This window comes from Mesorhizobium sp. AA22 (genome assembly GCF_001672375.2).
Taxonomy (GTDB): Bacteria; Pseudomonadota; Alphaproteobacteria; order Rhizobiales; family Rhizobiaceae; genus Mesorhizobium; species Mesorhizobium wenxiniae.
In genome coordinates this window covers 5,494,831-5,518,790 of record NZ_CP048406.1, presented here as the reverse complement: position 1 = coordinate 5,518,790, position 23,960 = coordinate 5,494,831, and the positions used below count along the sequence as shown (strand labels likewise).

The window sequence follows — 23,960 nt, the reverse complement described above, 5'->3', positions numbered from 1 at the left end:
GGCCACTGTCTGCGTCTCAATTCGCCAGGCGGCACAAGAGATCGCGGATCGCCTCAGTTTCAAAACCGTTTGCCGGCTTCCTCTGAACGGATCGTCGTGCCCCCCACAGTCCCGGCCTCCTCCGCTCGCCCAAGCCTCGAATTCCCTGGCGAGGCCTGGGTTGGCCCGAGCTTACGAACAGCTAAGCCAACTGGTATGATGAGTCAATCACTAATTCAGATGATATGTACCTGCCTCAGGTGATGCGCTGAATGCTCGCTGCAATCTCTTCCGGCTCGAAGACCCGCTTCCAGTCGTCACGCATCAAGACCGGCTTGCCGAACTCGATGGCCTTATTGCAGGCATCGGAGAACACGCCCTTGGTCTCGCCGAAGATGACGGCGCCGAGCACGTTCATGTGGCCAAGCAGGAAGTCGAGTGCGGCCTGCTGGTCGACCCCGCGCCCGACGACCTCGTCGACCGCTTCCTTCATCACGACCAGCAACGAGGCGCAGACAGTCTCCGAAAGGCCGGGTTCGAGCAGCGCCATTTGGTCGACCGTGACGCGATGCGACCGCATGACCGGGGCCCAGATGATCTTGGCGATCGCTTCGCCCTTGGCGAAATCTTCCTCCGGTCCCTGCATCAGCGCGCTGACCATATGCTGCTTGGCCTTGACGCCGCCGAAATAGTCCTGCTTGGCCGCCATATCGGTCTCGTCGTTGAAGATCGGCGGATGGCAGGGATGGGTGACGAAATAGGTCAGGTCCGGCCGCTTGGGCAAATGGCCGGCGAAAGGTGCTGCGGCGTCCAGCACGACGACCATAGTGCCGGCAGCAAGCTTGCCCTCGATGCCGGCCGCCACCTTGCCGATATGGGTGTCGGGAACCGCGAGGATGACCACCTCGGCGCCATCGAGGGCTTCGTCGGCGCTGACCGCGTTGATGCCCAGCCCCGTCTTTAGCCGCTCGCGGCCGACGTCGCTGACCTCGACATGCCGTATCGTGTAGTGAGAGCCGCGAAAATTGGTCGACAGGCGGTAACCCATTTTGCCGCCGGCACCAAACAGCGCTATCGTTGTCATGTAGCCGTTACTCCTGATCTCGAACGATGGCCCGGCCGATCGTCATCTAATCAACTGGTATAATCACACTACCACGGCTTGGCAACTGGATAGGAATCGGATGCGGCCCGCTCCGTCAGTGTCGTAGGTTATTAGCATCGCCCACCGCATCGACGGACGATCGCGTCGCTTTAACTTTGTCCGCGTGCCGGCGAGGCGAGCACCAGGATGTCACGCAGAATCGGCCGTCACCAAAATGCCGGCTGTCAGAGACGAGCTACTCTGGATGAGACGCAAGCCGCGCCCTTGCTGCGGATGGGGCAATCAACGGCTGGACTCTCGGTTATCCGCTGATACCGCTTCAAAAAGTCAATGAAGCCGGATCATCAGCGTCCGGGAAACATCGCCTTCAAGCCTTCGCGCGAGGCCCTGGCGACGCCGCGCTCCGTGATCAATCCGGTGACCAGCCGCGCCGGCGTCACGTCGAAGGCCGGGTTTGCCGCGGGCGTCGTATCCGGCGAGATGCGGACCTGCGCAATCTCGCCATTCGCGGTCTTGCCCCAGACCAGCGAGACCTCGTCGCTGGAGCGCTGTTCGATCGGGATCTCGGCCAGCCCGTCACCCACCGTCCAGTCGATGGTTGGCGACGGCAGCGCGACGTAGAACGGCACGTCGTTGTCGGCCGCGGCCAGCGCTTTCAAATAGGTGCCGATCTTGTTGCAGACATCGCCGTCGGCGGTGGTGCGGTCGGTGCCAACGATGACCATGTCGATCTGGCCGCGCTGCATCAGATGGCCGCCGGCATTGTCGACGATCAGCGTATGCGGCACGCCATGGCCGGCCATCTCCCATGCGGTCAGCTGAGCGCCCTGGTTGCGCGGGCGTGTTTCGTCGACATAGACGTGAACGGGAATGCCCGCTTCCGTTGCCAAATAGATCGGCGCCGTGGCGGTGCCGTAGTCGACGGTGGCGAGCCAGCCGGCATTGCAATGGGTCAGGATGTTGACCGGCTCTCCCGGCCGCTTGCGCACCGCGATTTCCTTGATGATTTCAAGTCCATTAACGCCGATGGCTCGGTTGAGGCCGACATCCTCGTCGGCGATTTCTCCGGCGCGCCGGTAAGCAGCCTCGGCGCGTTGTCCAGATGGAAGCGGCCGCAGGAAACCTCGCATCTCATCGAGCGCCCAACGCAGATTGATCGCGGTCGGGCGCGTTTCGTGCAAGACCTTCCAGATGCCGTCGAGTGCTGCATCGGATGGATCGTCGGCCATCTGCATGGCGACGCCATAAGCGGCGGTGACGCCGATCAGTGGCGCGCCGCGTACCCACATGTCGCGGATCGCCGTCGCGATGCCGGCAACCGTGCCGACTTTTTCCACGCGGAAATCATGCGGCAGCCAGCGCTGGTCGATGATGTCCACCGAACGGCCGTCGTCGCTCAGCCAGATGGTCCGGTAGTGACGGTCGCCGACGTTCAAATTCTGTTCTCCTGTTCGATCAGCGCGGCCAATGTGTTGACCTCGTCGATGCTGTGAATCTGGCGCCGGTTGACGGCGATGTGACGGCCGAATTTCAGTGCCTTCGCCTCACATGTGGCGCGCAGATCCTCGTCGGCAATGGTCTCGAAATCGGCGTTGTGCGCCAGGCCCAGAATACGCCGGTGCACCTCGACGCCGGCAAAGCCCAGCATGTCGGTCCAAATCGAATGCAGCATGTGGTCGAGCGCCTGTTCGGCGCCAAGCCTGTCGCCCTGATCCTCGAACAGGCTCTTCTGGTAGAGCATGCCGGTGCGCTCGGTTCGCCACAGATGCGAAAACTCGGTGCGGAATACCGACCATGTCTCGACCGTCACATCGAGCAAATAGCCGCGCATGGCGTCGCGCTTTTCCTTCTGTTCGTGACCGCGCTGCGAAAAGAACGCCATCCAGAAATTGGCGAGCAGCATGCCGACATCGAAGGCCATCGGCCCGTAGAAGGCGAATTCGGGGTCGATCATCCGCGTTTCTGAGTCGGTGACCATGATCGAGCCGGAATGCAGGTCGCCGTGCAGCAGCGTTTCTGCATTGGCCGCAAAAAGATGCTTCAGCCGCTGCGCCTCGACCTTGAGATCGCGGTCCGCGCGCAATTCTGCGACGATGCCGTCGAGCTGCGGGCTCGTATGCCGGTTCATCTTGGCGTCGAAATAGGGATCGGAGAACACCAGATTCTCGGTGATATCGCAGAGCTCGACGTTGTCGGCGAACAGCGCCAGATCCGCCTTGCGATCTTTGGTCACCATGCTGAGGTCGGAGCCGCGAAACAACGTGCGGGCCATGAACAAGCCGATATCCCTGGCGATGTTCGGCAACTGGCGGCCCTCGATCAGCGCCCGCCGCAAGATGATGTGCGGCGACAGATATTCCATGATGATCAGCGCCTGGACTTCGTCGAAATGATAGATCGCCGGCACCGAACCGGGCGCTCTCGCTTCCTGCCGCGTCAGCGCGTGATACTCGAAGAAGGAGCGCTTCAATGGCAGCGGCCAGCTGTCGCCGACCAGGCGAACATAGGGCAGGGCCTGCTTGACGACGGCAGCACCCGTGGCGCCCTCGACGATGAAGACCAGGTTCAGATTGCCGTCGCCGACCTCGCGGACCTTCCAGCGGGCCGTGTCCTTGCCGATATGCGAACACAGCGCCTCGTTGGCGCCAAGGCGTGCCGCCAATGTCTCGACCGACAGTGCTTCGAACGGCAATTTCCCAGTCATCCTTACCCTCCCGCCGATGTGCTCCCATCATAGTGGAGCCAAGGCGGTTGGTCCAAGCTAGGAAGCTCTCTGGCAATTGTCAATCGTGTTGACAATTGCCGGAGCAGCCCCTAGCGTCATGGTCAGGGAGGAACGAATGGGCAATGATGCCGTGTTCCGCGTGCACGGCCTGAGGAAGTCCTTTGGCCATATCGAGGTGCTTGGCGGCGTCTCGCTCGATTTGCATGCCGGTGAAGTGACCGTGCTGATGGGCGCCAACGGCGCCGGCAAATCCACCCTCGTCAAAATTATCAGCGGCGTCTACGAGCGCGGCGGCGGCACGATGAGCCTTGCCGGCCACGACTTCGCGCCGGAGGATTTCGCGCCAAAAACGCCGGCCGAGGCGATCCGCGCCGGCGTCGTCACCGTTCATCAAAACATCAATGACGGTGTCGTCGCCGACCTCGACGTCGCCACCAATTTGACGCTCGACAGGCTGAGCGGCAGCGGCGCGCCGACCCTGTTCAATCCGGGCCGGGTGCGTCGCGAGGCAAAAGCGGTTGCCGACCGCATGGGGCTGGCCATCGACCTGAAGGCCCGGATCAGCGATCTGTCTCTGGCCGACCGCCAGATGGTGGCGATTGCCCGCGCCATGGCGCATCAGCCGAAGGTCCTGATCCTCGATGAGCCGACCTCCTCCTTGTCCAGCGCCGAAGCCGACCGGCTGTTCGCGCTGGTCGACAGGCTACGCGAGCAGGGCGTCGCGATCCTCTACATCTCGCACCGCATGTCCGACATCAGGCGGCTTGCCGACCGGATCGTCTCGATGCGAGACGGCGCGATCTCAGGTGTTTTCGACCGCAAGCCGCTCGATTTTGAAGGCGCCGTCAACGCCATGCTCGGCCGCAAGATCCACCTCGACCGAATCGTCGCCAGGAATTCGGCCAAGCCTATCCTGACGATCGACGGGTTGCGGATTGCAGAAGGCTCCATGCCGATCTCGCTGACGCTCGGCGACGGCGAAGTCGTTGCCATCACCGGCCTCGTCGGCGTCGGCAAGACCGCGCTCGCCGAGACGCTGTTTGGCGTCCGCAAGCCGCTCACCGGGACCATGACGTTGGACGGAAAACCCTATGCTCCGGGTTCGACAGGCGAGGCGATCGCCGCCGGCGTGTTTCTCGTCGCCAAGGACCGGAGCGAAAACGGGATCGTCGGCGACTTCAACATCCAGGAAAATATCAGCCTGCCGTTCCACAGGCGGATGTCGCGTATGGGCGTTCTCAAGCGCCGCATCGAGCGCGCCACCGCCCGCCAGCAGATTCGGGAACTGGGCATCGTCTGCCGCTCGGAGAAGGACGAAATGTCAGCCCTTTCCGGCGGCAACCAGCAGAAGGTGATGGTCGCCCGCTGGATCTCGCAGGCGGCAAAGCTGTTCATTCTCGACGAGCCGTTTCAGGGCGTCGACATTTCGGCCAGGCGCGACATCGCGGCCAAGCTGCGGGCGAGCGCGAACGGCCGTGCGACGCTGCTGTTCGTCACTGAACTCGACGAGGCGCTGGAGACCGCCGACCGCATCCTGGTGATGTCGGAGCAGACAATCGTTGGCGAACACCGCAACGCCGACATCGACCTCGAGCGCTTGTTGGCCGAAGTGGCGGGCAGGCCGTTGCACAGCGCAGCGTGAGGGCGGGCAGATAATGGGACGTGGAATGGAGAGGGCATGGGTTCGGGTTTGGTAAGGATGGCAGCGCGCGACCATGCCATCCGCTATGGCTTCATCGTTCTGCTGTTCGGGTTGATTGCATATTTCGCCATCGCCGCCGATGGCTTCGTCTCGCCGCAGAGCGCCGTCTTCATCTTCCAGTCGGTCGCCATCACCGGCGTGCTGGCGCTCGGCGTCACCGCCACCCTGGTCGTCGGCGGCTTCGACCTGTCGATCGGCTCCGTCGCCACCAGCGCCATGATGGCAGCCGCCTATGTCATGGTGGTGCTGGAGCAGAACGCCGTTGTCGCGGTTGTCGCCTGTCTTTTGATCGGTGCCGTTGTCGGCCTCATCAATGGCTGGCTGATCGTCTATATGCGCGTACCGGACCTTCTGGCGACGCTCGGCATGATGTTCCTGCTCGTCGGCCTGCAGCGCATTCCGACCGAGGGCCGCTCGATCGCCACCGGCATGACGATGCCCGATGGCGCGGTCGCCAACGGCACGTTCGGCGCTGGTTTCCTGGCGCTTGGCCGCCACCGCTTCGATTTCTTCATCCCCAACCTCATCCCGGTTTCGGTAGTCGTCTTGCTCGTGCTTGCGGTGCTGATCTGGTTTTTTCTCGAATACACCCGTTTCGGCCGCATGATGTATGCGGTCGGCAGCAACGAACGGGCTGCCGAACTCGCCGGCGCGCCTGTCAAGGCATACAAAATCTGGGCCTACGTTATTTCAGGGGTTTTTGCCTCGATCGGCGGCATTTTGCTCGCTGCCCGGCTTGGACGCGGCGACATCGCCTCGGGTAATAATCTCCTGCTCGACGCTGTCGCCGCGGCGCTCATCGGCTATGCGGTTCTCGGGGCCGCCAAGCCGAACGCCTTCGGCACGGCCGTCGGTGCGGTGTTTGTCGGCGTGCTGCTGCAGGGCCTGACGATGATGAACGCGCCCTACTACACGCAGGATTTCATCAAGGGCGTGGTTCTTGTGGTTGCCCTTGTCTTCACCTTCGCCCTTTCCGGCAGGGGCAAGCGGTAGGGTTTCGACGGATAGGATTTGACCGGCTGAAATTTCAGTTCAACAAGTGGAGGAGACAACATGAAGATCACGAGAAGACTTTTGGGGAAGGCAGCACTCGGGCTTGCCGGCGCCGCGCTGCTGATGCAGGTCCCGGCGATGGCGCAGGACAGGCCGGCGCCGTTCGACAAGCCCGGCGCCGTCAAGATCGCGCTGGTCCGCTATCTCTCGACCGGTGACTTCTTCCAGGCCTATCTGTCCGGTGTCGAAGCACAGGCCAAGGCGCTCGGCGTCGATCTGCGCGTCCTTGACAGCCGTCAGGACGCCGCCCTCCAGGCAGACATGGTCGACCAGGCCATCGCGCTTGGCGTCCAGGGCATCATCATCCAGCACGGCTTGACGGAATCCATGAAGGAAGCCGCTCAGCGCGCGGTCGACGCCGGCATTAAGGTCGTAGCGTTCGACGTCAACGTCGAAAACCCCAAGATCCCGCAGATCGAACAGTCCGACCGCGACCTCGCACGCCTCGCGCTCGAACAGGCGATCAAGGACAATGGCGAGAGCTGGAAGGCCGGCTATGTCTATGTCGCCGGCATCGCGCCGCTCGACCGCCGCAACGAGACCTGGGTTGACTTCAAGAAGAAATATGCGGGGATCAACGAGGCGGCGATGTTCGGTACGCTCGACAATCCGATCGCCAATTCCGTCGCCAACCAGGCCCGCTCGGTGTTGTCGGCCAACCCCGACATCAAGGTGATGTTCGCGCCCTATGATGAATTCGCCAAGGGCGTGAAGATCGCAGTCGACGAGGCGGGGTTCAACAAGGACATCAAGATCTATTCGGCCGATATCTCGACCTCCGACATCGCCGCGATGCGCGAGCCCGACAGCGCCTGGGCTGCAACCGCCGCCACCAATCCGGCCGTCGTCGGCCAGGTTTCGGTGCGCGCCCTGGCGCAGCTTTTGGCCGGCGAAGACCCCGGCCACAACGTCATCGTGCCGCCGACGCTGATCACCCAGAAGGATCTGATCGACAAGGACATCAAGAACATGGAAGACCTTTCGGCCAAGCTGCCGCAGTTCGCCCATGCCGATGTCGCGATGCCGGCCTGGATGCCGAACCCGAACGCCAAGTAGCTTTTTATCGCAGGCAAAAGGAAAGAGCGGCTTGCGGGCCGCTCTTTTGCGTCTGGACTGTTCTTCCTACCGCATCGCCGCAGCGATGTTGCCGCCGTCGACCGTCGTCACACTGGCGGTGGTCCGCTCGGCCAGCGCCTGATGCAGGAAAGCCTGGGCCACGTCTTCGGCCGTCACTTCCTGACCAAGCAGATTGCCCGCCATATATTCCTTTTCCGACACGCCGCGCGCGCCCGAACGGCTGGCGATCATGGCGTCGGTAAGCAATCCGGAACGGATGCGATCGGCGTTGACGGCATTCGAGCGGATGCCATGGGCGCCATAGTCGAGGGCATACTGCCTGCACAGGAACAGCGTCGCCGCCTTCGGGATGCCATAGGCGCCGAACTTCGGACCCGGATTGATCGCCTGCTTGGAGGTGTTGAAAAGGAGCACGCCGCCGGTGCCCTGTTCGAGCATGATCCGCACCGCGTTCTGCGCCGCTGAGTGGTGGGCGAAGAAATTCAGCTCGAAGCTCTTGCGCAAAGTCGCGTCGTCGAGTTCGCCGATCCGGCCTTCCCAGGCAGCCCCCGCATTCGAGACGAGAATGTCGAGGCCGCCGAAGACGGCCACCGCCTTGTCGAATGCCGCGCGCATCTGCGCCGGATCGGTGATGTCGGCGCCGATGCCGATCGAACTGTTGCCGGCTTTCTTCGCCGCTTCCGCCGCCCTTGACGCATCGAGATCGACGACGACGGCATGGGCGCCGTTGTCGGCGAACAGCTTTGCCGTGGCGGCGCCGATTGCGCCGGCGCCGCCGGTGACCAGCACAACCTGCCCGGTCAGCGGCTTCGGCTTGTTGGAGGCGAGCTTGGCCTGTTCCAGCGACCAGTATTCGAGCGGGAACAGGTCGGCTTTGGACAGCGGGCGGAAATCGCCGACCGCTTCGGCCCCGCGCACCGCCTCGATCCACATTTCACCGACGTCGGAGGCAATCTTCGCATCCTTAAGCGTGCGGCCATGGCCGACCATGCCGAGGCCGGGCACCAGCGTCAGCCGCGGCATCTGGTCGAGCATCGTGCGCTTCACATCATCGAGCGCGTCGTTGGTTTCGAAGTAGGCGCGATAGTCCCTGGCGAATTTCTCGACATGTTGGCGGATGACGGATTTGTAGTCGCCGATCTTGTCCGCGTCGGGCGCCGGCAGCGCCATCGGCCCGGTCTTGATGCGGATCGACAGGTCGGGCGTCGATACGCCGCGCCCGGCATAATCGGCAATCCTAGCCGAATTGATGAAATCCACGATCGCGTCCGAGGTGCGGAAATCGCTGATCATGCGGTCGAAGCGGGCTTCGCCGCGCGCTACCGCCACCGCGCCGCGCAGCATCGGCGCAATGTCCGCAGGCTTGGCCAGCCTGGCCGGCAAGGCGGTTTTTTCGGCAAGCGGCTTGCCGTGGCTGGCGATGAACTCCTCGGCGGCGTTCACATAGTGGATCATCCGGTCGTAGGCCTGTTTGGCATCGTCGCCGAACGTGAAAATGCCATGCTTGTCGAGGATCAGGCCCTCGACCGTCGGGTCGGCGTCAAAGACATCGGCCGCCGCCTTCGCCAGGTCGAAGCCCGGCATGATGTAAGGCACGAACCCCATCTTGTTGCCGAAGACTTTCTTGCTCAGTGCCTCGCTATCATCCTGATCGACGATGGCCAGAACTGCGGTCGAGTGCGTATGGTCGACGAATTTATGCGGCAGGAAGGCGTGTAGCAGCGTCTCGACCGAGGGGTTTGGCGAAGACGGGTCGATGAGGTTCACCCGCTGCAGGGCGACCATATCCTCGTCGGAGAGTTTCTTGAGCGACCGCGCCTTGAGCAGGGCGCCGAGCTTGACCGCCGGCAGGCCCTGCGGCTCGATGACGCCCATGTCCCAGCCGCTGCCCTTGACGCAGAGCACGTCCCATTCGTCGCCGACGAGGTCGGTGGCCTTTGTCTTGCAGGATGTGTTGCCGCCGCCATGCAGGACAAGCCGCGGTTCGCCGCCCAGAAGCCTGGTCGTATAGACGCGCAGCGCCAGGTCGCGGGCAACGCCCTTTGTTGCATAGTCGGCAACCAGCTTCTCCGCGTCACCGTCATTCCACAGGTTCTTCATGTTCGCTTCGTCCGATTTCTCTTTGTTTGTGAACGGGAACGCCGCGACGCTTTGATGACAATGCGCCCGCGCCGGCGTTTTGCGTATCTAGGCGACCTTCTCCGCCGCCGGTCCGGCATGGTCGAGCAGCCGTCGCGCCATCCGGGCGCCGACCACCAGATGCGTGCACAGCCCACCTGCGATCGCCGCCACCAGCGGCTCGAATTTGTTGTCTTCCTGCACCACCACCAGGCGTTTTTCAATCTTGCGCAGCGATGACAGCTCCGCCGAAATGATCCGCCGGTTGTAGCTGCAGTCGAGCGCTTTGCCTTGCCCGTCGATGATCTGCCCGGCGATGACGCCGGCGGCCCCGGCACGGCGCAGCACCTCCATTTCGCTCGCAGTCAGCGCGCCGCATTTGACAACATGGCTATCGGCGTCGACGGTGCCGACCGAGTAAAGCGCCAGGTTGCACGCACTGATGCCCGACAACTGGTCGCGGATCACCGGCTCGGCGCGTAGGCCGCGTGCCAGTTCCTCTGTCGTCAGCACCAGCGGTGCGTAGAAATTGAGCCCCTTGGCGTTGAGCCGGCGTGCGATTTCCATGGTGCATTGGTCGGGCCGGTAGGAATAGGGGGCTCCCAGATTGCCGCAGAGCTGCACCACCGTGACATCCTGCAGATCGGCATAGGACATGATGTCGGCGATCGTATAGACGGTCCTTCCCCACGCGACGCCGATGCGGTCGCCCTTCTTGATCAGTTCGAGAAAGACGCTGGCCGCCAGCACCGCGATGTCGGTCGACGGATCGGCGACATGGCCGTTTTCCGGCGCGATCCAGACGGCATCGAGCTTCAATGCGTCTTCGAGCTTGCGCGCCATGACATCGTCGGTGAAAAGCTGGGTTGAGGTCGAGATGTTGACGATGCCGGTCTCGCGCGCCTTGCGCAGATACATGGCGACCGAGGCTCGGGAAATCTTGAGCTGGCTGGCCACCTGGTCCTGACGCAGCCCATGGGCATAGTAGAGCCAGGCGGCCTTGTGGATAAGCTGTTCTGCCGGTCGGATCGCCATGCCCATCTCCTCGCTGACATTATTCATGGCTCTCGACAAAAGTCAAATCGAGCGGGGGGGGGTAAACGATACTCTTTCGCTCGCGGAATCCAGATCATCATTGTGCCAAATGCGCTCTATCGTGGCATCGTTGATGGTGACGGGTCCGAGGCCTGTGGTTAGAAGGTTCGAGAACGATATTGGGAGGACGGGATGGGCAATCCCTACGAACAGGATCTCGACAGGAATCCAGCCAACCACCAGCCGCTGACGCCGCTCGGCTATCTGGAGCGGGCGGCAAAGACCTTTCCCGACCATGTCGCCGTCATCCACGGTCGCCAGCGCACGACCTATCGTGATTTCTGGCGGCGGTCGCTGAAGCTTGCCTCGGCGCTGCAGAGGCGCGGCGTCGGCAAGGGCGACACCGTCACCGTGATGTTGTCCAACACGCCGCCGATGTTGGAAGCGCATTTCGGCGTGCCGATGACCAAGGCGGTACTGCATTCGCTCAACACCCGCCTTGACGCCGCGGTCATCGCCTTCCAGCTCGACCATGCCGAAACCAAGGTGCTTGTGGTCGATCGCGAATTCGCAAATGTCGTCAGCGAGGCGCTGGCGCTGGCTAAGGTAGAACCGCTGGTCATCGACTACGACGATCCCGAATACGCCGCCGACGCCCCATATCCCAAGGGCCAGCGGATCGGCACGCTCGACTACGAGAACTTCGTCGCGGGCGGCGACGAGGATTTCGCCTGGTCGATGCCCGACGACGAATGGGACGCGATCTCGCTCAACTACACGTCCGGTACCACAGGCAATCCGAAGGGCGTCGTCTATCACCATCGCGGTGCGGCACTGATGGCCTACGCCAACACCATCCATGCCGGCATGGGCAAGCATGCGGTGTATCTGTGGACGCTGCCGATGTTCCACTGCAATGGCTGGTGCTTTCCGTGGACGCTGGCCGTGCAGGCCGGCACCCATGTCTGCCTGCGCTGGGTGCGGCCGAAGCCGATCTACGACGCCATCGCCGATCATGGCGTCACTCATCTGTGCGGCGCGCCGATCGTGATGTCGGTGCTGATCAATGCCAGGGACGAGGACAAGCGGCAATTTCCGCAGACGGTCACCTTTAGCACGGCCGCGGCACCGCCGCCGGAAGCGGTGCTGTCGGGCATGGCTGATGCGGGCTTTGCGGTCACTCACCTCTATGGCCTTACCGAAACCTATGGCCCGGCCGTCGTCAACGAATGGCATGGCGAGTGGGATGGGCTGGAGAAGGGTCTCAGGGTGGCGAGGAAGGCCAGGCAAGGCGTGCGCTATGCCGCGCTCGAGGATCTGACGGTGATGGACCCCAAGACGATGGAGGAGACGCCGGCCGACGGCGAGACGATCGGCGAGGTCATGTTCCGCGGCAACATCGTCATGAAGGGCTATCTGAAGAACCGCAAGGCGAGCGACGAGGCCTTTGCCGGCGGCTGGTTCCACTCGGGCGACCTCGGCGTCAGGCATCCCGACGGCTATATCCAACTCAAGGACCGCTCCAAGGACATCATCATTTCCGGCGGCGAGAACATCTCCTCGATCGAGGTCGAGGAGGCGCTCTACAAGCATCCTGCCGTCGCATCCTGCGGCGTCGTTGCCAGGCCCGACGACAAATGGGGCGAGGTGCCGGTCGCCTATGTGGAGCTGAAGCCGGGCAGGACGGCGACCGAAGCCGAGATCATCGATCACTGCCGCGCGCTGCTCGCCCGCTTCAAGGTGCCCAAAGCGGTGATCTTCGCCGAAATCCCGAAGACCTCGACCGGCAAGATCCAGAAGTTCAGGCTGAGGGAGATGGCCAAGGGGTAGGCAGGTCAGGACCCATAATCCGTGTCAGATCATTGTTGGCCCAGATAAGCCAACATGAACGGAGCAAAAAGATCCCTCAGTGTCGGATCGAGTGCCTTCCGATCGTCCTCGATACAAAACCAAGCCGACAGAAGAAGATCTAGCAGGAGGAGCATTCCGATGGAGAACACCGCGGTCAGCAAAGCGGGGCGGATCCTCGCCCTGATCGGGGTCATACTACCGCTTCTCATGATCGGTGGGATGAAGTTCACGGCTGTTGAGATCGAGGCGTTGAGGCCGCTGATCGGCGGCACGCCTTGGCTCGCCTGGATGTATCCGGTATTCGGTGAAGCTGGTGCCTCTTATGTGCTTGGCGTCGTCGAGATCGCGACCGCGCTTCTGCTGATTGCCTCTCCCTGGTCGACGCGCGCCGGTGTGGCCGGTGGGGCATTGGCCGCGCTGATTTTCCTGGTCACCTGTTCCATCATGGTTGCCCTGCCGATCTGGGAGCCTGCGCTCGGCTTTCCCGCGCTCGGTCCCGCCGGTCAGTTCCTGATCAAGGACATTGCGCTGCTCGGCATCGCGCTTGTCATACTGGGCGAAAGCCTGAACAGACTGAACAGACCGGCTACCTAAGCGGATCCAAGTCGAAGGCGAGTGGCAGAATCACGTCATCCGCATAGCCGCGCCAAATGGCGGGCTACTGCGAACTTGTGGGACGGGCACAGGTTCGCCGCGGCCACCGGACTACACATTCGACTAGATCGAAAAAGCCCCGCTCGCCACCACGATGCCGCGTCCGGAAACGCTCACTGAGCCGGCATCTACAACTACCTCAATGATGCTGGTACGTCCGAGAGTAGTGCCTTGCTCGACCTTGATTACGCCGGGCTGTGCAAGACTGTGTGCAACGAGATGTGCGGCGAGCGGACCAGCCGCCGTACCGGTTGCCGGATCCTCGGAAATGCCGACAGTCGGGTTGAAAAAGCGTGCATACGCTGTGGTTCCGGGCTGTAGCGGATCGAGTGAGAAGACATAGCAGCCTTCCCCGCCGACCTCCTTGAGCAGGTCGAAAAGCTGTTTGGCATCAGGCCAAATCCGGTCGACGGCTTCGCGATCGCGGATTGGCACCAGGAGATGGGCAGCACCAGTCGAGACCACCTGGCAGGGCACAACGTCCGCTATTTCTTCAGCATTAAGCCCGAGTGCCGTGGCAAGAGCGCCAAGGTTTGAGAGCTGCCGGCCGGCCACTGGGGCTTCTTGCCGCATAATGATCTTTTCGAGTTTCCCCTGGCTTTGCCAGATGGCCAATGGGTACACCAAGTCGCCGATCTGTTGGTGAAACCATGTTGGGCCATCGGCCAGCTCGAGCCGCCCCGCCGCAGCGAGCCACCACCAAGCCCCTAGCGTGTTGTGGCCGCCTGCACCGAAAACCTCTACGCCTTTCGGCGTGAAAGAGCGCATTTTCCAATCGGCGTCCGCCCGGGTCGCCGGCAGGACAAATGTGGTCTCGGACTGGTTGAACTCACGTGCAATGTTCTGCATGAGCTCGAGCGCCAACTCGCCACCGCCGTCCACAACCGCAAGTGAATTGCCCGTCAGCGGCGCCACCGCGAAGACATCGACGAAATGAAATGGAATTGTTCTGCTCATGGTTTCCTCCGGTGACCGCCGCCCGTTTCCGTTATTCGGCTAATGTTTGGAAGGTGGTCAATGTCCCGAATTGCAGAACAATCCTAATGCATGTCGCGCAAAAGTGTGCAGCGGTTTTGCGATAACGACGTGCACAAAACAACGACCTAAAGCGCCTCGCGTGAGGTCGGTCAAATGCGGCGCGCTTTAGCGAAGATGCGAGAGCACGTTGAGCAGCTTGCCGGTCGGATCGGCAATGAAGAAACGTCTTACGCCCCACGGTTCGTCGGTCAAATCATAGACCACTCTGCAACCGATCTCGTTTGCGCGAAGATATACCTCGTCGACATTGTCGACCTCGATCGACAGATCGGGTACGGGGGTCCCTGAGCCACCCTCGCTGGCGATGCTGATCTGGGGAATGGTTGTTTCCCGGGACGCCAGCGTGACGAGCCACCCGTGATCCATGACAACATCGAGGCCGAATAGGTCGGAATAGAACTTCCGAACATCCGGAATGCTGTCTGTTGCAATATTCGAGACGATGCGCAGCACGGTCATCCCAACTCTCCTTTCCGCGGCTTGGATGATAACGCATTGCTGCGCGCCACGGAGCACGTCTTGAATAAAATAAGGCGCCCGATCACCTGAGCCTGGCGGGTGGCCCGTGCACGGCCCGCAGCAGGCTTCATTAACGCTGTTCACGCCCAAGTTGTGTCAACAGATGTCACCAGTCGCCCAAGACGGATAATGTCGCAGTTGACAGGCGGGTGATTTCGAATTACGAGTGACGAAATTCAAAATTCGTCACTCGTAATTTAGCTAATTGAAACACGATGAATGATACCCTTGATACCCTCGCCACGACGGCCGACCTGGTCCGGCAGGAGAATGTCGCGCGCATCCTCGATTGCGCAGAGCGACTGTTCCGCCACTACGGCTACGGCAAAACCAATGTCGCCGACATAGCGCGTGAACTCGGCATGTCGACGGCGAACATTTACCGTTTCTTCGCCTCCAAGGTTGAGATCCACCAAGCCGTTTGCGGCCGTATGCTCGCTACCTGCTACCAACTGACCTACGACGCCTGCCATAGTCCCGGAACGGCCAGCGAAAGGCTTCGCCGCTACGTGCAAACGCATTATCAGTGGACCCGCGACACCATGCTCGACCAGGAGAAGGTGCACGAAATGGTGGTCGTTGCCATCGAACGCGATTGGCATGTCATCGAGAAGCATATCGACAGGATCCGCGGCTTGGTGGAGGAGGTGATCCGCGAGGGAATCGCAGCAGGCGAGTTTCCCGACCAGGACCCGGAAGTCGCTTCGCGGTGTTTCGGCGCCGCTATCATTACCCTCTGTCACCCCCAAATGGTCGCCCAGTGCCTTGCCAAGAAGAATCGGGCGATGCCGGACGAGCTTATCGAGTTTGCCATCAGGGCTTTGAAGAAATGACCGGCGGCGTCCGCAGGGCGTCCACAACCCATCTCCAGTTCGGGAGTACGCAAGTGCCTTTGTCCAAATCCATCATGAACAGGCTGCCGGTTATTGGACCGGCACTGGTCGTCGTCGCGGCGCTTGGGCTCGCCGGTTGCTCGCAAGAAAAAGTGGAAGTCAAGGACATCGTCCGGCCGGTCAAGGTCGTCGAGATCGCCAAGGCAAACGATACCCGTGAGCTCTCCTACTCCGGATCGGTGCGCGCCCGCACCGAGATGAACCTCGGGTTCCGTATCAACGGCAAGATCACCGAGCGCCTGGTCGACATCGGTCAGCGCGTGAAGCCGGGCGACGTTCTGGCCCGCATCGATCCGGCCGACTACGAGCTTTCGGTCAAGAGTGCCGAAGCCAGCCTCGAGGCCGCCGAGCGGCAGGTCGAGACAACGGGCCTTGCCCGCCGTCGTGCCGAACAGCTGTTTGCCAGGACCTTCGCGTCGAAATCGCAACTCGAACAGGCGACGCTCAGCTACGATCAGGCGGTCGCCACTCGGAATTCCGCGCGCTCATCGCTTGACCAGGCGAAGAACCAGGTCCTCTACACCGACCTCAAGGCGGACAGGAACGGCATCGTCACATCAGTCACCGCCGATGTCGGTCAGGTGGTCGGCTCCGGCACGCCGGTTGTGACCGTTGCCGTCGATGGCGAAAAGGAAGTGCTGATCGCCGTTCCGGAAATGGATATCGCCCAGTTCAAGCCGGGCAAGAACGTCAAGGCAAGCTTCTGGTCCGACGATGCGCTGACGCTCGACGGCAAGGTCCGTGAAGTCGCCGGCAGCGCCGATCAGCAGTCGCGTACCTTTGCCGTTCGCGTCAGCCTGCCCAACGATCCGCGCGTGCTTCTCGGCATGACCGCGAACATCGAGGCTTCGGCGGCCAACAACAGCCCGCAGAGCGTATCGATCCCGTTGAGCGCGCTGGCGCAAAAGGAAGGCCAGCAGATCGTCTGGACCGTGGACCGCAACGGCGAGACCGTCCATGCGCGTCCGATCAAGGTAGCCGAATTCACCGCCGACGGCGTGCATGTTGCCGAAGGATTGAACCCCGGCGACGTCGTCGTTGCGGCGGGCACGCAATTCATGACCGAGAATCTGAAGGTCAAGCTGACCGGCGATGCGGTGCAGCAGTCCGCATCGGCGGACGACGATGGCGACGCCGCCAAGCGCGTGCGCTGACGGCCAAGAATAAAACGGCTTTTCCTCGCATCGGCGCAAGCCGCGAGGTCAAGCGGTTCATGGTTTCCGGGCGGCAGGTGCCCGATTGTCGAGACGTCAAGTCGATGTAACCCCCCACATCGATCCCCGCGTCCCACCGCGATGAGTGTCTCTCCGCTCGGAAAGCCTCGCCGCCCGGAAGCCAGCATTAGAAGCTCCGTGGGCATGCCATGTGCGTGCGCTGACGATCAGACAAATGGACTGGCGCTATGACCACCGACACCAATGAGAAGCGGCCCTTCAATCTTTCGCGCTGGGCAATCGGGCACCCGAGCATTGCGCGGTTCCTGTTCGGCCTGATCATCGTTGCCGGTGCGCTCGGCCTGATGCGCATGGGCCAGAAGGAAGACCCGGACTTCACTTTCCGCGTCATGGTCGTCCAGGCTGTCTGGCCGGGGGCCTCGATCCAGGAGATGGAGGACCAGGTCGTCAACAAGATCGAGCGCAAGCTGCAGGAAACGCCGCATCTCGATTTCGTCCGTTCCTACACGCGCGCCGGCAGCGCCATCATTACCTTGCAGGTGGAAGGCGACACCAATCCTACGCAGGTCGCGGATGCGTTTTACCAGGTACGCAAGAAGGTCGGCGATATCGCCAATGAGCTGCCTCAAGGGCTGCTTGGGCCCTACTTCAACGATGAGTTCGGCGACACTTTCATCACCCTGCATTCGATCAGCGGCGACGGCTACAGCTATCCCGAGCTGAAGAAACTAGCCACCCAGGCGCGTGACATGCTGCTGACGACGCCCGGCGTCGAGAAGGCCGTGATTATCGGCGACCAGCCGGAAAAACTCTACATCGACGTTTCGTCCAAGGTGCTTGCTGAGCGTGGCCTGACGCTCACCGATCTGCAGAACGCGATCAAGGGCCAGAACAATGTAGATCCGGCAGGCTCGGTCGATACCGGCCAGCGTTCGGTGCGCATCTCGGTCGAAGGCAACGTGACGGAGGCGGCCGACATCCGCGAACTTCGCCTGCGCGCCGGCAACCAGGTGACGCGCCTCGGCGACATCGCAACCGTGACCACAGGCCTCGAAGACCCCTATCAGCGCAAATACCGCTTCAACGGCCACGACAGTGTCCAGGTCGGCGTCGTCATGGCCAAGGGCTTCAACGTCACCGATGTCGGCAAGGAGGTCGAGGCGACCTATCACCGCTTCGAAGAAGCGTTGCCCTACGGCGTTTCGGTCGATCAGATCGCCGACCAGCCGGAAGTCGTGCGGGAAGCGGTGAGCGAGTTCATGAAGGCGCTTGGCGAGGCGCTGCTGATCGTGCTTGTCGTCTCGTTCTTGACGATCGGCTGGCGTTCGGGCCTGGTGATCGCGATCACCATTCCGCTCGTTTTGGCCGCCACCTTCGCCATCATGTACGAGATCGGCATCGATCTGCAGCGCATTTCGCTCGGCGCGCTGATCATCGCGCTCGGTCTGCTCGTCGACGACGCGATGATCGTCGTCGAAATGATGGAGCGCAAGCTGGAGGAAGGACTGGTCAAAATCGAGGCGGCGAGCTTCGCCTATACCTCGACGGCCTTCCCGATGCTGAGCGGCACGCTGATCACCACCGCGGGCTTCATCCCGGTCGGCTTCGCGGCTTCGACGGCCGGTGAATATGTGCGCTCGCTGTTCTACGTTGTCGGCATCGCGCTGGTCGTCTCCTGGTTCGTGGCGGTCTACTTCACGCCGTGGCTTGGTCACATGATCCTCAAGCAGCGAAAACACGCCGGCAGCCATCACGATGTCTTCGACACACGCTTTTACCGCCGGCTTCGCGCCACCGTCAGCTGGTCCGTGCGCCACCGCATCATCGTGCTGGTCATGACGCTGGTGACCTTCGTCACCAGCCTGTGGGCGTTCCAGTTTATCCCGCAGAATTTCTTTCCGCAGTCATCGCGTCCGGAAATCCTTGTCGACCTCTGGCTGCCGGAAGGCACCAGCATCAAGGAAGTCGAGACGCAGGCCAAGGCGCTCGAAACCAGGATGATGGACGACAAGGACAAGCGCTTCATCGCCACCTATATCGGTGAGGGCGCGCCGCGCTTCTTCCTGCCGCTCGACCAGCAGCTTCGCAATCCGAACTTCGCCCAGCTTCTGGTGATGGCCAATGACGAACCGGCCCGCGAGCGGCTGATCGTCAAGCTGCGCACCATTCTGGCCGAGGATTTCCCGTCGGTTCGCGCCAAGGTTGACCGCCTGTTCCTTGGGCCGCCCACGGGCTGGCCGGTGCAGATGCGCGTCATGGGTCCGGATCGCCAGGAGGTGCGCCGCATCGCCGACGAGGTGAAGGCGAAGTTCCAGGCAAATCCGCTGCTCGGCGCCGTCCACGACGACTGGCTGGAGCCGGTGCCGGAGATGAAGCTGGTGATCGACCAGGATCGCGTCCGTGCGCTCGGCGTCACCTCGCAGCGCATCCGCCAGATGCTGCAGGCAACCATGTCGGGCGCGCCGCTCGATGATTTCCGCGACGGCGAGGAGACCGTTTCGATCGTCGCCCGCGAACCGGAAGCAAGCCGTCACCTGCTGTCGGCGGTCGACTCGGTCTCTGTCCCGACGGATTTCGGTGGCTTCGTGCCGCTGTCGCAGGTCGCCAAGGTCGTCCCGGTGCTGGAGCAAGGCGTCGAGTGGCGGCGCGACCGCCTGCCGACCATCAGCGTGCGTGCCACGTTGCCGGATGGCGTGCAGTCGAACGATGTCGTCATGAAGATGTACAGCGAGATGCAAGGCCTGCGCGACGGTCTGGCGCCCGGCTACAACATCGAGATTCAGGGCGGCGCCGAGGATTCGGCCGAAAGCCAGGCCTCCATTGCTGCGAAAGCTCCAATCATGCTGGCCGTCATCGTCGTGCTGCTGATGATCCAATTGCAGCATTTCGGCAAGGCGATACTGGTGCTGGCGACCGGTCCGCTCGGCATCATCGGAGCTGCGGCGGCACTTTTGATCAGTGGCGCGCCGTTCGGCTTTGTCGCCATCCTCGGCGTGATCGCCCTGCTTGGCATCATCATGCGCAACTCGATCATTCTGGTCGACCAGATCGACCAGGATATAGCGGCCGGCATGGAGCGCTCGGAGGCCATCATCGGCTCGGCGGTCCGCCGTTTCCGGCCGATCATGCTGACCGCGCTGACGGCGGTCCTGGCGCTGATCCCGATCTCGCGCGGCGTCTTCTGGGGTCCGCTCGCCTATGCCATGATGGGCGGCATCCTCGTTGCCACCGTGCTCACCATCCTCGTCCTTCCGGCAGGCTATGCCTTGTTCTTCGGCAGGGAGCGCAAGAAGGCCGAGGATGCGGAGCAGGCGGCCGAGCCGGAGCTGGCAGAAAACGACGACAGGCCGCCACTGGCTCTGGCCGCCGAATAGAGCTGTTGGCAGATGTGACGTCCAGGGGTTAAATCCGCCCACCGGCAGAGCTCTGGAGGAGGACGTCATGACCGTAGCTCAGACACCGGTGGCGCTGCGCCAGCCGATCGACGGACGCCACCGTCAGATGTTCGTCGATGGCGCCTGGGTCGACGCCCGCTCGGGCCGCACCGTGGAGACCCGCAATCCAGCCGCCGGCGCGGTCATTGCCACGGTGCCGCGCGGCGACCGCGATGATATCGAGCTGGCGGTGGCCGCGGCGCGCCGGGCCTTCGACGGGCCGTGGAGCCGGTATAAGCCTTACGAGCGACAAGTGCTGCTCCTCAGGATCGCCGACCTCTTCGAAAAGCACTGGGAGGAGATCAGTCGCTCGGACACGACCGACATGGGCATGCCGATCGTGCGTACCCGTGCCAACCGCAACCGCGTCATCGGTATGCTGCGCTACTACGCCGGCATGGCGACGTCCCTGCATGGCGAGACGATTGAGAACTCGCTGCAGGGCGAAATCGTCTCCTTCACGTGCAAGGAGCCGGTCGGCGTCGTCGGCGCCATTATCCCCTGGAACGCACCGACGGCCGCTTCGATCTGGAAGATCGGGCCAGCGCTTGCCGCGGGCTGCACCGTGGTGCTGAAACCTTCGGAAGAGGCGCCGCTGACGCCGCTTCTGATCGCCGACATCATGAACGAGGCCGGCGTTCCGCCAGGCGTCGTCAACATCGTAACCGGCACCGGTGCGGAGGCAGGTGCCGCTCTTTCCGAGCATATGGGCGTCGACAAGATCGTCTTCACCGGCTCGACGGCAACGGGCCAATCGATCGTCCGCGCCTCGGCCGGCAACCTCAAACGCGTCTCGCTGGAGCTTGGCGGCAAGTCGCCGGTCATCGTCTGCGCCGACGCCGATCTCGACAGGGCGGTGCCGGTCGCGGCGATGTCGGTGTTCGCCAATTCCGGCCAGATCTGCATCGCCGGCTCGCGCCTGTTCGTCGAACGCTCCATCCATGACGAGTTCGTCGAGCGCCTGGCGGTCTATGCCAAGGGCCTCAGGATCGGCGACGGCATCGACCCGGCGACCGAGATCGGCCCGCTCGTCTCCGAAAAACAGCTGCAACGGGTCGCCTCGTATCTCGAGGCCGGCACGGCGGAGGGCGCGACCCTCGTCACCGGCGGTGAACGCCTTATGGAGGGTGCGCTGGCCGCCGGCAATTTCGTCGCGCCGACGGTTTTTGCCGGTGTCTCGGACGACATGAGGATCGCGCGCGAGGAAATCTTCGGGCCGGTCATCTCGGCATTGCCGTTCGATACGCTCGACGAGGCGGTCGAGCGAGCCAACAACACGCCCTACGGTCTTGCCGCAGGGGTGTTCACCCAAAATCTCGCCACCGCCCACCAGCTTTCCAGGAAAATCCGCGCCGGCTCGGTCTGGGTGAACACCTATCACGCCATCGATCCGGCCATGCCTTTCGGCGGCTACAAGATGAGCGGCTACGGCCGCGAGGGCGGTGCCGAGCACCTCGACGAGTATCTCAACACCAAGGGCGTGTTCATCAAGATCGATTGAGTCTCACGCGGGATATGGCATGAAACGAAAAAACCCGCCTCGGCGGCGGGTTATCGGTGCCAATCGGCACTACAGCTAAATCACTAGCATAACTGCCGAACAAAGAAAGAACAAACGTGCAAGGGGATCGAGCGCGCATCGCGCGCTCAATCTTTGAGGCGGAGGTCAGATGACGAACAGCCAGTTGGCGAGCAGCATCACCACGACGCCGGCGATCAGCGTCAGGTAGGGCAGGATGCCCGCCTTTCTGACGGCGAGATCGGATGAGGTCATGCCGAGATCAACCAGCATGTGGTCGGGGAATTTGCCCTTGTCCTGAATGTAATGCCGGAAGCAGAACACCGGGATGATGAGGCCAGCCGTGATCAGCCCTGCCCACAGTGCCATCGGGTTCCAGACCTTTGCACCGGCGCCCATGAAGATCATGTTGACATAGGCAAGGATGGCGCCGAGGCCGAGCAGCCAGCTCGGTGCCTTCCACGGCCGCGCGATATGGCCGTTGTCGATGCGATGGATCCAGCCGGCATTGAGGTTGAGGAAGTTGAAGATGATGTAACCGCAATTCGACACGGCGAGGATGAAGAAGAAGCTGGTCGCGTCGGCCGAAGCGATGGCCAGCACGGCCAGGTTGAAGATCAGGTCGGTCCACATGGCGCGGGTCGGGGCGCCGTGTTCGTTGACATGGCTGAGATAGCGCGGCAGCCAGCCGTCGACTGAGCCCTGATAGAGCGTACGCGAGGACCCCGCCATCGCCGTCATGATGCACAGCACCAGGGCCAGGATCATCAGCATCACCAGAAGGCTATGGATCAGCTGTCCGCCGCCGACCATGCCGGCCAGTGCGTCGGCAACGCCGGAGCCGTCGACGATCGGGGTCGCCAGCATGCCATTCAAGCCGAGCACGCCCTGGAAGGTGAACGGCACGAGGATGAACAGCAGCATGCATAGCAGGCCGGAATAGAAGATCGCCTTGAAGGTGTCGGTGCCGGGATTCTTGAACTCGGACGTGTAGCAGACGGCAGTCTCGAAACCGTAGGTCGACCAGGCGGCAATGAACATGCCGCCGAGAACGAGCGTCCAGCCGGCAATGTTCCACGCCCCGGGCTCCGGCGCGTAGGCGGCCGCCAGCGGCACCAGCGGCGAAAAATTCGCCCAGTCGATCTGGCCGGTGACGATCGGCACGACGCCGACGATCAGCATCGGAATGATGACGAACAGGCCGATATATTTCTGCACGTTTGCCGTGCCCAGGATGCCGCGATGCTGGATGGAGAAGATGATCAGCATCAGCACGGCGCCGATGAAGAAGGTGGCGTTGAAGGTGAAGGAGACCGGACCCAGCGTGTGCCCGTAGAGCGTCCAGTTGCGGATCGCCGGTGTGGCGGCCGCGGTCACCGCCGTGATGGCATCGGCGGCACTCGCCCCAGTATTAGCCGCGATATAGGCGGCGACTTCCGGCGAGGCGTCGGTAAACAGCGGCACCGGCGCCAGCGCGTTGAGGATATAGGCGGCGGCGATCGAGCAGCCGAGCGACAGCACCGGCGACCAGGCGAACCAGTTGCACCACACCGACAGCGGCGCGATGAACTTGGAATAACGCAGCCAGGCGGTGGCGCCATAGATCGAAGCGCCGCCGGACTTGTTCGGAAACAGGCCGGCGATCTCGGCATAGGTGAAGGATTGCAGGAAGCCCATGATCATGGACACCGTCCAGATCAGGAAGGCCAGCTTGCCGGTCGTGCCGGCAATGCCGCCGATCGAAAACAGGACAAGGGCGGGAACGCCGCTCGCCACCCAGAAGGCGCCGCGCCAATCGATATTGCGGTGCAGCTGCCCTTCGGCAGGCGGCACCAGGGCAGAGACTATTGTGCTCATATACGTGGATTCCCCATTTTTGATCTTCCCATCGGCGACAGCCGACACCTCGCGATGCGTCACCGACGCACGCGTTGAAATGAGCTCAGGCGGTTTCCGCTCAGTAGTATTTTTTTCTTGGCAGTGAAGATCGATCCGTCATGCTTTCACGTCAAGCGTTTTGTGAAGCTGTGCACATCGCAGTTGCGGAACACGCTCTTACCTTCTCCCCTTATTGTGGGAGAAG

At 62.3% G+C, this 23,960-nt stretch carries 17 protein-coding genes; 9 read left to right on the top strand and 8 right to left on the bottom strand.

The annotated features are described in order from the left end of the window. Window positions 1–235 precede the first annotated feature (235 nt). The 3 genes from A9K68_RS26335 to mtnK form a co-directional block, all read right to left on the bottom strand. On the bottom strand, window positions 236–1,063 hold the full coding sequence (locus tag A9K68_RS26335; protein WP_065008350.1) for a phosphogluconate dehydrogenase C-terminal domain-containing protein: 828 nt from the start codon (window positions 1,061–1,063) through the stop codon (window positions 236–238). Between the two features lie 365 nt (window positions 1,064–1,428). Further along, window positions 1,429–2,520: an S-methyl-5-thioribose-1-phosphate isomerase gene (gene mtnA / locus A9K68_RS26330; RefSeq protein WP_065008349.1), complete on the bottom strand. Its 1,092-nt coding sequence runs from the start codon at window positions 2,518–2,520 to the stop codon at window positions 1,429–1,431. Then, window positions 2,517–3,788: an S-methyl-5-thioribose kinase gene (gene mtnK, locus A9K68_RS26325; protein ID WP_065008348.1), complete on the bottom strand. Its 1,272-nt coding sequence runs from the start codon at window positions 3,786–3,788 to the stop codon at window positions 2,517–2,519. The genes mtnA and mtnK overlap by 4 nt, the downstream gene beginning before the upstream one ends. A gap of 136 nt (window positions 3,789–3,924) precedes the next feature. Between mtnK and A9K68_RS26320 the strand changes: the two genes are divergently transcribed. From A9K68_RS26320 to A9K68_RS26310, 3 genes are read left to right on the top strand one after another with little or no spacing between them, the layout of a single operon-like run. Then, window positions 3,925–5,451, top strand: coding sequence for a sugar ABC transporter ATP-binding protein (locus A9K68_RS26320; protein WP_065008412.1), 1,527 nt, complete (start codon window positions 3,925–3,927; stop codon window positions 5,449–5,451). Between the two features lie 57 nt (window positions 5,452–5,508). Next, on the top strand, window positions 5,509–6,504 hold the full coding sequence (locus A9K68_RS26315; RefSeq protein ID WP_065008347.1) for an ABC transporter permease: 996 nt from the start codon (window positions 5,509–5,511) through the stop codon (window positions 6,502–6,504). A gap of 60 nt (window positions 6,505–6,564) precedes the next feature. After that, a complete protein-coding gene (locus A9K68_RS26310) occupies window positions 6,565–7,620 on the top strand; it encodes a substrate-binding domain-containing protein (RefSeq protein WP_065008346.1) in 1,056 nt (351 codons plus the stop codon). Between the two features lie 66 nt (window positions 7,621–7,686). On the opposite strand, the gene A9K68_RS26305 is transcribed toward A9K68_RS26310, so the two are convergent. Further along, window positions 7,687–9,741 carry a bifunctional aldolase/short-chain dehydrogenase gene (locus A9K68_RS26305; protein ID WP_065008345.1) on the bottom strand — a complete coding sequence of 685 codons (2,055 nt, stop codon included), beginning with the start codon at window positions 9,739–9,741 and terminating at the stop codon, window positions 7,687–7,689. 87 nt (window positions 9,742–9,828) lie between these two features. Next, complete coding sequence (locus A9K68_RS26300) at window positions 9,829–10,794, bottom strand: sugar-binding transcriptional regulator (protein ID WP_065008411.1); 966 nt, start codon at window positions 10,792–10,794, stop codon at window positions 9,829–9,831. Window positions 10,795–10,986: 192 nt separating this feature from the next. On the opposite strand from A9K68_RS26300, the gene A9K68_RS26295 reads away from it, so the two are divergent. Next, a complete protein-coding gene (locus A9K68_RS26295) occupies window positions 10,987–12,624 on the top strand; it encodes an acyl-CoA synthetase (RefSeq protein WP_065008344.1) in 1,638 nt (545 codons plus the stop codon). Window positions 12,625–12,783: 159 nt separating this feature from the next. Next, window positions 12,784–13,239 (top strand): DUF417 family protein, encoded by a 456-nt coding sequence (locus A9K68_RS26290; RefSeq protein ID WP_065008343.1) that lies wholly within the window; start codon window positions 12,784–12,786, stop codon window positions 13,237–13,239. A 123-nt stretch (window positions 13,240–13,362) separates the two neighbouring features. On the opposite strand, the gene A9K68_RS26285 is transcribed toward A9K68_RS26290, so the two are convergent. Together A9K68_RS26285 and A9K68_RS26280 are read right to left on the bottom strand one after the other, a co-directional pair. Then, window positions 13,363–14,256, bottom strand: a complete 894-nt coding sequence (locus tag A9K68_RS26285) for a PhzF family phenazine biosynthesis protein (protein ID WP_065008342.1) — start codon at window positions 14,254–14,256, stop codon at window positions 13,363–13,365. 186 nt (window positions 14,257–14,442) lie between these two features. Then, window positions 14,443–14,796: a VOC family protein gene (locus A9K68_RS26280; RefSeq protein WP_065008341.1), complete on the bottom strand. Its 354-nt coding sequence runs from the start codon at window positions 14,794–14,796 to the stop codon at window positions 14,443–14,445. A 275-nt stretch (window positions 14,797–15,071) separates the two neighbouring features. On the opposite strand from A9K68_RS26280, the gene A9K68_RS26275 reads away from it, so the two are divergent. From A9K68_RS26275 to A9K68_RS26260, 4 genes are all read left to right on the top strand, one after another. After that, window positions 15,072–15,689 (top strand): TetR family transcriptional regulator, encoded by a 618-nt coding sequence (locus A9K68_RS26275; RefSeq protein WP_065008340.1) that lies wholly within the window; start codon window positions 15,072–15,074, stop codon window positions 15,687–15,689. Window positions 15,690–15,742: 53 nt separating this feature from the next. Continuing rightward, entirely contained in the window at window positions 15,743–16,903 is a 1,161-nt protein-coding gene (locus A9K68_RS26270; protein WP_163603074.1) for an efflux RND transporter periplasmic adaptor subunit, read from the top strand. Between the two features lie 248 nt (window positions 16,904–17,151). Then, window positions 17,152–20,298: an efflux RND transporter permease subunit gene (locus A9K68_RS26265; RefSeq protein WP_065008339.1), complete on the top strand. Its 3,147-nt coding sequence runs from the start codon at window positions 17,152–17,154 to the stop codon at window positions 20,296–20,298. A gap of 67 nt (window positions 20,299–20,365) precedes the next feature. After that, complete coding sequence (locus A9K68_RS26260; protein WP_065008338.1) at window positions 20,366–21,859, top strand: aldehyde dehydrogenase family protein; 1,494 nt, start codon at window positions 20,366–20,368, stop codon at window positions 21,857–21,859. Window positions 21,860–22,024: 165 nt separating this feature from the next. Here A9K68_RS26260 and A9K68_RS26255 read toward each other — a convergent pair whose 3' ends face one another. After that, window positions 22,025–23,734 (bottom strand): APC family permease, encoded by a 1,710-nt coding sequence (locus tag A9K68_RS26255; protein WP_065008409.1) that lies wholly within the window; start codon window positions 23,732–23,734, stop codon window positions 22,025–22,027. Between the last annotated feature and the right edge of the window lie 226 nt (window positions 23,735–23,960).